Genomic DNA, 11,638 nt, shown 5'->3' with positions numbered 1-11,638 from the left:
TTCAGAAGAACTTTTTCACAGGATACAAAAAAGGCCACTCTTTCGAGTGGCCTTTCTTGATATTTGGTTGCGGGAGCCGGATTTGAACCGACGACCTTCGGGTTATGAGCCCGACGAGCTACCAGGCTGCTCCATCCCGCGTCTGTGGGCGGCATTCTACAGTCCAGCGACGAGGTGTCAACCGTTAATGGGCTAATGAGTCAAATAAGTGTGAATCAGCCGCTCGGGCTGGCCTAAGTCCGCGATTGAAAACGCTTTGTAGTGAGCGGGCTTGCCCCGCGCTGGGTGGCGCAGCCGCCCTAGATCCAGCCACCTCGGTCTTTTTGAAATCGCGCGGCGTCCTTGTTGGGGCGGCTGCGCCACCCAGTGCGGGGCAAGCCCGCTCACTACTACAGAGTTATGCCGCAGCACGTAGTGGCTTAACAAGGAAAAATCAGCACGCACAAAAAAGGCCACTCTTTCGAGTAGCCTTTTTTGATGTTTGGTTGCGGGAGCCGGATTTGAACCGACGACCTTCGGGTTATGAGCCCGACGAGCTACCAGACTGCTCCATCCCGCGTCTGTGGGTCGGCATTTTACAGAGGAATGTCACCGTGTCAACCCGTGATTCTAAAAAAAGCGCTTGTGGTTCAATCGGTTAGCTCTGAAAAGTCAGCTATGGATGGGCGCGGGGCCAGTCTGGCCGAGGCTTTCAGCTCTATTGGGGCGCTGGATTCGATTGAGAAAATAAATTCCTTTGGGCGATTTCCTACCGCTCAAACGGAAGTTTCAAACTACTGGTGCTATATACAGTAACGAATGCGATACTGACCACCCGTTGGGCCACACCCCCGTTTATATGACGCAGCGCAAAATCATCCACATCGACTGTGATTGCTTCTACGCCGCCATTGAGATGCGTGACGACCCGAGCCTGGCCCAAAAGCCCCTGGCCGTGGGTGGCTCCGCCGATCGCCGGGGCGTGATCGCTACTTGTAACTATGAAGCTCGGGCGTACGGGGTGCGTTCCGCTATGTCATCACGCCACGCCCTGAAATTGTGCCCCGACCTGACCATCGTCAAGCCGCGTATGGATGCCTATAAGGAAGCGTCGAAGGAAATCCAGGCGATCTTTCGTGACTACACCGACCTGATCGAACCGCTGTCGCTGGACGAAGCCTACCTGGACGTCTCCGATAGCCAGCATTTTGGCGGCAGCGCCACACGTATAGCCCAGGACATTCGTCGCCGCGTCTCCAACCAATTGCACATCACGGTGTCGGCCGGCGTAGCGCCGAACAAGTTTCTGGCGAAGATCGCCAGCGATTGGAAGAAGCCCAACGGTCTGTTTGTGATCACCCCAGACCAGGTCGAAGACTTTGTTTCCCAGTTGCGGGTGAACAAGTTGCATGGTGTGGGCAAGGTGACGGCCGACAAATTGGCGCGCCTGGGCATTGAGGACTGCCTGCAACTACGTGAGTGGAACAAGCTGGCGCTGGTGCGCGAATTCGGCAGTTTTGGTGAGCGGCTTTGGAGCCTTGCGCGTGGGATCGATGACCGCGTGGTACACAACGACAGCCGTCGGCAATCCATCAGTGTGGAAAATACCTACGATGTGGACCTGCCGGATCTCTCAAGTTGTCTGGCAAAACTCCCTGAGCTGATGGAAACCCTGGCCGGGCGCATGGCGCGCATCGACAGCAGCTACCGTGCGGGCAAGCCGTTCGTTAAGGTGAAATTTCATGACTTTACCCAGACGACCTTGGAGCAGGCGGGGGCAGGGCGGGATTTGGAGAGTTATCAACAGCTGCTGACGCAGGCGTTCAATCGGGGTGGGAAACCGGTGCGCTTGCTCGGTATAGGTGTGCGCTTACTGGACTTGAGTGGTGGCAACGAGCAATTAGAGTTCTCCTGGTAAACACCGGGAGCAACATGTGGAAGGGGGCTTGCTCCCGATTGCGGTCTATCAGTTAGCTTATGCATAGCTGACACACTGCTATCGGGAGCAAGCCCCCTCCCACATTTGGATCTACATTGGCCCAGGAATATCAGCGAGTCCCAGGATCTGCGACAAGTCGCCCCGCATCCTTGGTCAGTGCCTGCAGGAATTCCTGCTGCAATTCAGGATCATTGCGGGTCAGCTCGATCAGGCTTTGCTCCAGCTCACTGGCTTCTTCTTCCAGGCCCAGCTCTGACAGACGCTTGACGCGATGCACCCACTGGTTGACTTCGTCGTCTTCCAGGTCGTCGTAAATCAGGCCATGGGCTTCGAGCAACTTGCTGCGCAGAGTGCTGCTGATCGCCAAGGTGGAGTCTGAGTGCACGTCGTCCTGGCCATCTTCGACGCTGATTTTCAGCGTGCTGATCCGGTTCAGGTCTTGCTCGGCAAACGGACTGTCCAACAGGTTCAGGCGCAAGACGCCGTTGCGGTCGGTGGTCAGTTCATGGGTTTGCTTGCCGGCGGTGACCTGTACCGGGCGTTCGCTCCAGGGCAGGCTCGAATACTCCAGGCGCTTGTCGCGCTGGACTTCATCGATACCCGCCAGGTTCTGTTGCGCACGGCCATGGGATTGCACGTTCATGAACGGGTTGATGCCGTCCACGCCGTAGCTCAGCCAGTCGCGGGTCATGCTGGTGGGCAGGTTGCCGAGGGCGAAGATGTTCGCCACGTTGGCTCCCGCGCCCGCCACCAGGGCTACCGCGCCCAAAGGCATCTCGTAGACCTTGCGCCAGGGTTGGTAGGGGGTATAGCGATCGTAACGGCGGGTCACTTCGAATTCGGTGACCTCAAAGGTCTTTTGCTCGTGAATCCGAACCCGGCGTTGCGGCAGTTCCAGCACTTTGGGCTCGCCTACATCGATCTGCAGGCTGTGGTCGAGCAACTTGCGCTCGATCCGCTCCTCGTGCTCACTGCGCTGTGACATATGGTTGGCACAGCCGCTGACCAGCAGGGCACCGCACAAGGCGGCGCCCCCCAGGGCTCTGGTGTTTCGCTTGAACATGACTTCTCTTGATCTGGTTTTCAGCGACGAATACGCGCCTGAAGGAAAGACAGCACGTCAGCCACCGGCAACGGTTGGGCTTCGGCTTCGGTCCGGCTCTTGTATTCCAGATTGCCATCAGCCAGGCCGCGGTCACTGACCACGATCCGGTGCGGGATGCCAATCAGCTCCATGTCGGCGAACTTGATGCCCGGGCTGGTCTTCTTGTCCCGGTCATCCAGCAGCACTTCAAAACCGGCCGCCGTCAGTTCGGCGTACAGCTTGTCGGTGGCTTCGCGTACTTGCTCGGTTTCATAACGCAGCGGCACCAGGGCGATCTGGAACGGCGCAAGGGCGTCACTCCAGATGATGCCTTTGTCGTCGTTGTTCTGCTCGATGGCAGCGGCCACCACGCGCGAAACGCCAATGCCGTAGCAGCCCATTTCCAGGGTGATCGGCTTACCGTTCTCGCCCAGTACTTCGCACTTCATCGCCTTGCTGTACTTGTTACCCAGCTGGAAGATGTGCCCGACTTCGATGCCGCGCTTGATTTCCAGGGTGCCCTTGCCGTCCGGGCTTGGGTCGCCGGCAACAACGTTGCGCAGGTCAGCCACGGTCGGAACCGGCAGGTCACGTTCCCAGTTCACGCCAAAGTAGTGCTTGTCGTCGATGTTCGCGCCAATACCGAAGTCGCTCATCAGCTCGACCGAGCGGTCGATGATGATCGGCAGCGGCAGGTTCAGCGGGCCGAGGGAGCCGGCGCCGGCGCCAATCGCGTCGCGCAGTTCGGCATCGGTGGCCATGACCAGTGGGCTGGCGACGCCAGGTTGCTGGGCCGCCTTGATTTCGTTGAGTTCGTGGTCGCCACGGATCACCAGCGCAATCAGCTTGCCTTCTTCTTCGGCGCGCACGATCAGGGTCTTGATGGTCTTTTCAATCGGCAGATTGAATTTTTCCACCAGGGCCGCGATGGTCTTGGTGTCCGGGGTGTCCACCAGGCGCAGTTCTTCAGTCGGTGCCGGGCGGGAGGTTTCGCGTGGCACGGCTTCGGCTTTCTCGATGTTTGCCGCGTAGTCCGAACCGTTGCTGAATACGATATCGTCTTCGCCGGACTCGGCCAGCACATGGAACTCATGGGAGCCGGCACCGCCGATGGAGCCGTTGTCGGCTTCAACCGGGCGGAACTTCAGGCCCAGGCGCGTGAACACGTTGCAATAGGCCGTGTGCATGCGGTCGTAGGTGACCTGCAGGGACGCCTGGTCGGCGTGGAATGAATAGGCGTCTTTCATGATGAATTCGCGGCCACGCATCAAGCCGAAGCGTGGGCGGATTTCGTCACGGAATTTGGTCTGGATCTGATACAGGTTCAGCGGCAGCTGCTTGTAGCTGCTCAGCTCGTTGCGCATCAGGTCGGTGATCACTTCTTCGTGGGTCGGGCCGGCGCAGAAGTCGCGACCATGGCGATCCTTGAAGCGCAGCAACTCAGGGCCATACTCTTCCCAGCGCCCGGATTCCTGCCACAGCTCAGCCGGTTGGGTGCTCGGCATCAACACTTCCAGAGACCCGGCGGCGTTCATTTCTTCACGAACGATGGCTTCGACCTTGCGCATCACCTTCAAGCCCATGGGCAGCCAGGTGTACAGGCCGGAGGCCAGTTTGCGGATCATGCCGGCGCGCAGCATCAACTGATGGCTGATCACAACCGCGTCGGAAGGCGTTTCTTTCTGTGTGGCGAGCAAATATTGACTGGTACGCATGGTAGGCCGTTGTCGGTTGCTTGGACTTGAAATGACTTGGGATTGTACGGGCGTGAGCCGCCGCCGTACAGGTATCAGAATAAAGGGCTGTCTGTAGTGAGGGAGCTTGCTCCCGTTCGACTGCGCAGCAGTCGCCCGCTTTTTTTTGACGGCGCTGCGCACCCCACCGGGGGCAAGCGCCCTCGCCACGGAGTGCTTGTCAGTCTTCTACTGGAGGACTCAACCGCGCCCGTCGACTTTCCTGAAACCAGTGCAACGCAATCAGGAACAACGTCGGTACGCCCAGCAGGCAGGTGATGATAAAGAAGTTGTGATAACCGAACTTCTCCACCATCACGCCGGAGTACCCGCCAATCAGGCGCGGCAGCAACAGCATGATCGAACTGAGCAGCGCATATTGGGTGGCGGAGAACTTGAGGTTGGTCAGGCTCGACAGATAGGCGACAAACGCCGAAGTGGCCAGGCCCGAGCTGAAGTTATCCAGGGAAATGGTGAAGATCAGCATCTGCAGGTCCGGGCCCATATCGGCCAGCATCACGAACAGCAGGTTGGTCGCGGCCGAGGCCGCGCCGCCGATAAACAGGATCGGCAAGATACCGAAACGCACAATCAGCAGGCCGCCCATGCCGGCGCCGAGCAGGGTCATGATCAGGCCGAAGATCTTGCTGACCCCGGCAATCTGGTCCTTGGTAAAGCCCTGGTCGATATAGAACACGTTGGCCATCACGCCCATCACGGTGTCGGACATGCGATAGGTCGCGATCAGCCCGAGCAGCAGCAACGCCTGCCAACGGTAGCGCAGGATAAAGTCGTTGACCGGTGTCAGCACCGGCGCCAGGCCGCGGCGGCCCATGGTCGACAGGCACAGGGTGGTGAGCAGGATATAGAGGATGGCACGCAGGAAGGCGCGATCTTCCATCAACAGCTCCCACAGGGTGACGCCGTGGAACAGCACGCTGGCGAAATCGGTGTTGTACAGCTGGGTGAACATCGCCGGGACCGACACCAGCAGCACGATCAAGACGAATACCGAGACCAGTTGGTGCGAGAAGCTGTAGCGGCCGGCCTGCAGTTGGGTACGCAGCGGCACATCGGGTTCGCGCATGAACAAGGTGGTCAGGAGTGCCGGGATCATCAGCACGCCGAACATGACATAGGTGCCGGTCCAGGCCGAATGCTTATAGTTGAAGCCGGTAGAGCCGAAACCTTCGGCAAAGAACAGCGCGCCGGCCGTGGCCAGCAAGGCTGCAATGCGATAGCCGGACATGTAGCTGGCGGCCAGGGCGGCCTGGCGGCTGTCGTCGGCGATTTCCAGGCGATAGGCATCTACGGCGATGTCCTGGGTGGCCGAGGCGAAGGCCACGATCACCGCAATGGCGATCAACCAGGACAGGTGTTTTTGCGGGTCGCAGAACCCCATGCCGATCAATCCGAGGATCACCAGCGACTGGGCAAGCACCAACCATGAGCGGCGTCGCCCCAGTTTTCCGAGGAGCGGCAGGCGCCATTGGTCGAGCAGCGGTGACCAGACCCATTTAAAGGCATAGGCCAAGCCGATCAGGCTCGCATAACCGATGGTCTCGCGGGCCACACCGGCCTCGCGCAGCCATACGGAAAGCGTCGAGAACACCAACATGTAAGGCAAGCCGGCGGCGAAGCCGAGCAACAACAGCACCAACGTCGAAGGGCTGGCATAGGCGGCGAGCGCGGCGCGCCAGGTTTTACGGGGCATGGGCTGGAATCTGCCTCAGATTTGCGGAAACAAAGCGCGCACTCTAACCGCTGTGCTCTACCGGGCGCCAGCCATGACGCTGAATATCAACGCGATTGTTCAGGATGCTGACACCTTCGCTGCGTAAACGCGCACGTTGTTCGTCACCTGAAGCACTGCCCACCGGCAGACTTATCCGACCACCGGCGCCCAGCACGCGATGCCAGGGCAGTCGAGTGTCTTCGGGCAGTTGGCTGAGGGTGCGCCCCACCCAGCGTGCCGCCCGACCCAGGCCGGCCAGGCGCGCCAATTCGCCGTAACTCACGACACAACCTTGCGGGACTTGCGCCAGCGTCAGGTACAGCGCGGTACGGCGCATCTCGGCGGGGTTTTGCGGCGTATCGGCAGGTGGATTCACTGTGGATATATCCGTTGAGATCTTCGCGTATTTGTAAGAAACGTCTGTAAACATGGCGATGAGAATTGAACTCAATATAAATCCTTGAGTCAGTCGTAGCTATCTAACACGATAGCGCCCTTTTTTCGCCAACCTCGAGCCCCGAATCTGCTTATGTTGTCCAGAACCCTGCTGTGCCTTGCTGTTTTAAGCGCCTCCACCCCTTTGCTCGCCGACACCGTGTGGTTGAAGAACGGCGACCGGCTGACCGGCAAGATCAAAGTCTTTGACGGCGGCAAACTGCTGATCCAGACAGACTACGCCGGCTCGATCCCGGTGGACTGGAAGCAGGTGAAAACCCTGGAGAGCGACCAGGAGTTGCTGGTCAAGCAGGACGCCTATACCGGTGAGAAAGCCAAGTCGCTGAAGGCCGCAGACGATGGAAAGGTGGTCCTGGCCAACGGTGAAGCGCCCAAGACCGTGGACCTGGCGAGCATCCAGCAGATCATCAAGCCCAAGCCAGTGATCGAGGACTTGGTGTGGAAGGGCAATGTCGACCTGGCGCTGGACTACAAGCGGGCCGACAAAGACACCAACGATTACGACATTGACTTCAAGACCACCGCCCGTCACGGCCAGTGGCGTCATACCGGGAAGGGTGAGTACAACCGCGAGTTCCAGGACGACGTCACCACCACCGACAACTGGGCCCTGGAATATGACCTGGACCGCTTCATCACCGAACATTGGTTCTGGCAGGGCCGCCTGACCTACAAGCGCGACAAGGTGGAAGACCTGTCGCGGCAACGCACCGTGGGTACCGGCCCCGGCTACCAGTTCTGGGATGATGAGCTGGGCGCATTCTCCCTCGGCTCCCTGGTCAACCGCACCGATTACGAATATGCCGACGGCGGCAAGGACAACTTCTACTCCCTGGCCATGAAGTGGAACTACAACCGCTACCTGGTGGGCAAGACCGTTGAGTTCTTCACCAGCGGTGAATTGGGCAAGCCGCTGGCCGGGCCGTCCGAATACTCCGTGGATGCGCAAATGGGCCTGCGCTACAAAGTCACCGAGTGGGCTTCGCTCAATCTCAAGGCCGAGCGCGACATTATCAGTGGCGATTCGGAAAGCAGCTTGAGCAAGACGCGCTACACCGCGGGCTTTGGCGTGGCCTGGTAACCCACACGGCAAAAGCTGCCGGGGCGGCGCTGGCAACCTGCGCGGATATTGATTACCTTGTGTTGAGATCCATTCCCATGTGCCATGGGCGACCGAATACCCGAGGAGTCATACGTTGAGCGCGCACGTTGCCAAGAACGCCCGAGAGCTGTTGCTCAAGGAATACCGTGGGGCTCTCTCCACACTGTCCAAAGCCATGCCCGGCTTCCCTTTCGGTTCGGTCGTGCCTTATTGCCTGGACGAGCAGGGCCGCCCGCTGATCCTGATCAGCCGCATCGCCCAGCACACCCATAACCTGCACAAGGACCCGAAATGCTCGCTGCTGGTGGGTGAGCGCGAGGCCGATGACGTGCAGGCCGTCGGGCGCCTGACCTACCTGGCCGAAGCCGAGCAACTGGACGATCAGGCGGCGATCGACGCGGCGGCCGAGCGTTATTACCGCTACTTCCCCGAATCGGCCAACTACCACAAGGCCCATGATTTTGATTTCTGGGTACTCAAGCCGGTACGCCACCGTTATATCGGTGGTTTTGGCGCGATTCACTGGGTCGACCAGTTGACCCTGGCCAACCCCTTCGCGGGCAAGGCTGAGCGCAGCATGATCGAGCACATGAACAGCGATCACACCAAAGCGATTGCCCATTACGTCGACCTGGCCGGTTTGCCGACGTCCGAGCCTGCGCAATTGGTCGGTATCGACAGTGAAGGCATGCACCTGCGCATCGGCCAAACGTTGCATTGGTTGCCGTTTGCCGAGCCTTGTAATACTCCGACACAAGTGCGCGAGGCCTTGGTTTCATTGGCTCACGCCGAGGTCTGGCCGAAAAAAGCAGCGGCCGGCGCTTGAATTCACGAAATGGCGACGTCATCTAAGGTGGACTAGCAAGGCATTCTTGCGTTGAGGAACCATTTGATGCGCCCTTTTTTATTGCTCTTTCTGCTGTTCCCGGTGCTGGAGCTGTTCGTATTCGTTCAAGTCAGCAGCGCAATCGGGTTTTTCCCGGCGTTGTTGCTGATTATTGCCGGCTCGATGCTCGGCGTCCTGGTGCTGCGCGTCGCGGGCCTGGCTACGGCCCTGCGTGCCCGTGAAAGCCTGAATCGCGGCGAGTTGCCGGCCCAGACCATGCTAGAAGGCTTGATGATGGCCCTGGCCGGTGGCCTGTTGATCCTGCCGGGCTTTGTCAGCGACGTGGTCGGCCTGGTCATGCTGCTGCCGTTCACCCGCAAGCTGCTGGCCGGCAAGATGCGCCAGCGCGCCGAAGAGGCTGCGATTCGCCAGCGTGCCTTCGCCGATGACCTGCAACCCCGTGGCGGTCCGGCTCCGCGCCAGCCCCTGGGGCGTGAAGGTGACGTGATCGAAGGCGAGTTCGAACACCGCGACTCCAAATAAGCGCTTTATCGGCACGGCACCTTCGGGTGCCGTGTTGCTTTTACCCGACCGTAGACACAAAAAATTTCATTCATGGCCCCTTGTAATAAGCCCAGGCGCCCTTATGTAACGGTCACCGCAAGGTTTCTGGTGGCGACACCAGACAGACTTCAGCGGTTTGCTTTGCGAACCGCGACCGGCCCCGCCGGAATTTAACCCGCCGGAATTGATACCGGCCGATGAAAAACACAATTAGGAGAGATCGACAATGAAGCTTCGTCCTCTGCACGACCGCGTCGTAATCCGTCGCAGCGAAGAAGAAAAGAAAACCGCTGGCGGTATCGTTCTGCCAGGTTCGGCTGCTGAAAAAGCCAACCACGGTGTGATCGTCGCTGCGGGCCCAGGCAAGACTCTGGAAAACGGTGAAGTACGTGCGCTGGCCGTTAAAGTCGGTGACAAGGTTGTTTTCGGCCCTTACTCCGGTAGCAACACTGTGAAAGTTGACGGCGAAGACCTCCTGGTAATGGCTGAGAACGAGATTCTCGCCGTACTGGAAGGCTGATTTCCCCGCTCATTTTTCCGTTACTCCAAAGAATTTAAGGAATATCGATCATGGCTGCTAAAGAAGTTAAATTCGGCGATTCCGCCCGCAAGAAAATGCTCACCGGTGTCAACGTCCTGGCTGACGCGGTAAAAGCGACCCTGGGCCCGAAAGGCCGTAACGTGATCATCGAGAAGAGCTTCGGCGCTCCGACCATCACCAAGGACGGCGTTTCCGTCGCCAAAGAAATCGAACTGGAAGACCGTTTCGAAAACATGGGCGCGCAGCTGGTCAAAGACGTTGCCTCCCGTGCCAACGATGACGCAGGCGACGGCACCACCACCGCCACCGTTCTGGCTCAGTCGATCGTCAACGAAGGCCTGAAAGCCGTCGCTGCCGGCATGAACCCGATGGACCTGAAGCGCGGTATCGACAAGGCGACCATCGCCATCGTCAAAGAGCTGAAGAACCTGTCCAAGCCTTGCGCGGACTCCAAGGCTATCGCTCAGGTAGGTACCATCTCCGCCAACTCCGACAGCTCCATCGGCGACATCATTGCCGAAGCCATGGAAAAAGTCGGTAAAGAAGGCGTGATCACCGTTGAAGAAGGCACCGGCCTGGAAAACGAACTGTCGGTTGTAGAAGGCATGCAGTTCGACCGTGGCTACCTGTCCCCGTACTTCGTCAACAAGCCGGACACCATGGTTGCCGAGCTGGACAGCCCGCTGATCCTGCTGGTCGACAAGAAGATCTCCAACATCCGCGAAATGCTGCCAGTGCTGGAAGCCGTTGCCAAAGCCGGCCGCCCACTGCTGATCATTTCCGAAGACGTTGAAGGCGAAGCCCTGGCGACGCTGGTTGTGAACAACATGCGTGGCATCGTCAAAGTCGCAGCCGTCAAGGCACCGGGCTTCGGCGACCGTCGCAAGGCCATGCTGCAGGACATCGCCGTCCTGACCGGCGGTACCGTTATCTCCGAAGAGATCGGCCTGAGCCTGGAAAGCGCCACCCTGGAAAACCTGGGTAGCGCCAAGCGCGTGACCATCTCCAAGGAAAACACCATCATCGTTGACGGTGCTGGCGTTGACGGCGACATCGAGTCCCGTATCGCTCAGATCCGTGCCCAGGTTGCTGAAACTTCCTCGGACTACGACCGTGAAAAACTGCAAGAGCGTCTGGCCAAGCTGTCCGGCGGCGTTGCAGTGATCAAGGTTGGCGCTGGTTCCGAAGTTGAAATGAAAGAGAAGAAAGCCCGCGTTGAAGACGCCCTGCACGCAACCCGCGCAGCCGTCGAAGAAGGCGTGGTACCTGGCGGTGGCGTTGCGCTGATCCGTGCTCTGGAAGCCCTGACTGGCCTGACCGGCGACAACGCTGACCAGAACGTCGGTATCGCTGTTCTGCGTCGCGCTGTTGAAGCTCCGATGCGTCAGATCGCTGCCAACTCCGGCGACGAGCCGAGCGTTGTGGTCAACGAAGTCAAGAACGGCAAAGGTAACTACGGTTACAACGCTGCTACTGGCGAATACGGCGACATGATCGAAATGGGCATCCTGGACCCAACCAAGGTAACCCGTTCCGCGCTGCAAGCGGCATCCTCCATCGGCGGTCTGATCCTGACTACCGAAGCGGCTATCGCTGATGCACCGAAGAAAGAAGGCGCAGCTGGCGGCGGTATGCCAGACATGGGCGGCATGGGTGGCATGGGCGGCATGATGTAAGCC

At 59.2% G+C, this 11,638-nt stretch carries 10 protein-coding genes and 2 tRNA genes; 6 read left to right on the top strand and 6 right to left on the bottom strand.

What is annotated here, in order from left to right:
• Nucleotides 1-64: 64 nt before the first annotated feature.
• A tRNA-Met gene (locus tag DK870_RS19190) sits at nucleotides 65-141 on the bottom strand.
• Between the two features lie 341 nt (nucleotides 142-482).
• Nucleotides 483-559: transfer RNA gene (locus DK870_RS19185), tRNA-Met, on the bottom strand.
• 279 nt (nucleotides 560-838) lie between these two features.
• Here DK870_RS19185 and dinB point away from each other — a divergent pair.
• Nucleotides 839-1,897, top strand: coding sequence for a DNA polymerase IV (gene dinB / locus DK870_RS19180; RefSeq protein ID WP_060754261.1), 1,059 nt, complete (start codon nucleotides 839-841; stop codon nucleotides 1,895-1,897).
• Between the two features lie 130 nt (nucleotides 1,898-2,027).
• Here the strand turns inward: dinB and DK870_RS19175 are convergent, their stop codons facing one another.
• From DK870_RS19175 to DK870_RS19160, 4 genes are all read right to left on the bottom strand, one after another.
• Complete coding sequence (locus DK870_RS19175; protein WP_060754260.1) at nucleotides 2,028-2,981, bottom strand: hypothetical protein; 954 nt, start codon at nucleotides 2,979-2,981, stop codon at nucleotides 2,028-2,030.
• 20 nt (nucleotides 2,982-3,001) lie between these two features.
• Nucleotides 3,002-4,717, bottom strand: a complete 1,716-nt coding sequence (locus DK870_RS19170) for a proline--tRNA ligase (protein ID WP_060754259.1) — start codon at nucleotides 4,715-4,717, stop codon at nucleotides 3,002-3,004.
• A 199-nt stretch (nucleotides 4,718-4,916) separates the two neighbouring features.
• Nucleotides 4,917-6,449 carry an AmpG family muropeptide MFS transporter gene (locus DK870_RS19165; protein ID WP_060754258.1) on the bottom strand — a complete coding sequence of 511 codons (1,533 nt, stop codon included), beginning with the start codon at nucleotides 6,447-6,449 and terminating at the stop codon, nucleotides 4,917-4,919.
• A 43-nt stretch (nucleotides 6,450-6,492) separates the two neighbouring features.
• Nucleotides 6,493-6,807 carry an MGMT family protein gene (locus tag DK870_RS19160; protein ID WP_232965689.1) on the bottom strand — a complete coding sequence of 105 codons (315 nt, stop codon included), beginning with the start codon at nucleotides 6,805-6,807 and terminating at the stop codon, nucleotides 6,493-6,495.
• 192 nt (nucleotides 6,808-6,999) lie between these two features.
• Between DK870_RS19160 and DK870_RS19155 the strand changes: the two genes are divergently transcribed.
• From DK870_RS19155 to groL, 5 genes are all read left to right on the top strand, one after another.
• A complete protein-coding gene (locus tag DK870_RS19155; protein WP_060754256.1) occupies nucleotides 7,000-8,007 on the top strand; it encodes a DUF481 domain-containing protein in 1,008 nt (335 codons plus the stop codon).
• Nucleotides 8,008-8,122: 115 nt separating this feature from the next.
• Nucleotides 8,123-8,854, top strand: coding sequence for a HugZ family protein (locus DK870_RS19150; RefSeq protein WP_060754255.1), 732 nt, complete (start codon nucleotides 8,123-8,125; stop codon nucleotides 8,852-8,854).
• A 66-nt stretch (nucleotides 8,855-8,920) separates the two neighbouring features.
• Nucleotides 8,921-9,397 carry an FxsA family protein gene (locus DK870_RS19145; RefSeq protein ID WP_060754254.1) on the top strand — a complete coding sequence of 159 codons (477 nt, stop codon included), beginning with the start codon at nucleotides 8,921-8,923 and terminating at the stop codon, nucleotides 9,395-9,397.
• 247 nt (nucleotides 9,398-9,644) lie between these two features.
• A complete protein-coding gene (locus DK870_RS19140) occupies nucleotides 9,645-9,938 on the top strand; it encodes a co-chaperone GroES (protein WP_003227685.1) in 294 nt (97 codons plus the stop codon).
• A gap of 50 nt (nucleotides 9,939-9,988) precedes the next feature.
• Nucleotides 9,989-11,635 (top strand): chaperonin GroEL, encoded by a 1,647-nt coding sequence (groL, locus tag DK870_RS19135; protein WP_060754252.1) that lies wholly within the window; start codon nucleotides 9,989-9,991, stop codon nucleotides 11,633-11,635.
• Nucleotides 11,636-11,638 lie beyond the last annotated feature (3 nt).

The organism is Pseudomonas sp. Q1 (assembly GCF_009935975.1).
In the GTDB taxonomy this organism is placed as follows: Bacteria; Pseudomonadota; Gammaproteobacteria; order Pseudomonadales; family Pseudomonadaceae; genus Aquipseudomonas; species Aquipseudomonas palleroniana.
This window is presented reverse-complemented; position numbering and strand designations above follow the sequence as displayed.

Bases quoted from the DNA above. Each gene is read 5' to 3' on its own strand.
- dinB (WP_060754261.1), top strand. From the start codon at position 839: ATGACGCAGCGCAAAATCATCCACATCGACTGTGATTGCTTCTACGCC.
- DK870_RS19175 (WP_060754260.1), bottom strand. From the start codon at position 2,981: ATGTTCAAGCGAAACACCAGAGCCCTGGGGGGCGCCGCCTTGTGCGGT.
- DK870_RS19170 (WP_060754259.1), bottom strand. From the start codon at position 4,717: ATGCGTACCAGTCAATATTTGCTCGCCACACAGAAAGAAACGCCTTCC.
- DK870_RS19165 (WP_060754258.1), bottom strand. From the start codon at position 6,449: ATGCCCCGTAAAACCTGGCGCGCCGCGCTCGCCGCCTATGCCAGCCCT.
- DK870_RS19160 (WP_232965689.1), bottom strand. From the start codon at position 6,807: ATGCGCCGTACCGCGCTGTACCTGACGCTGGCGCAAGTCCCGCAAGGT.
- DK870_RS19155 (WP_060754256.1), top strand. From the start codon at position 7,000: ATGTTGTCCAGAACCCTGCTGTGCCTTGCTGTTTTAAGCGCCTCCACC.
- DK870_RS19145 (WP_060754254.1), top strand. From the start codon at position 8,921: ATGCGCCCTTTTTTATTGCTCTTTCTGCTGTTCCCGGTGCTGGAGCTG.
- DK870_RS19140 (WP_003227685.1), top strand. From the start codon at position 9,645: ATGAAGCTTCGTCCTCTGCACGACCGCGTCGTAATCCGTCGCAGCGAA.
- groL (WP_060754252.1), top strand. From the start codon at position 9,989: ATGGCTGCTAAAGAAGTTAAATTCGGCGATTCCGCCCGCAAGAAAATG.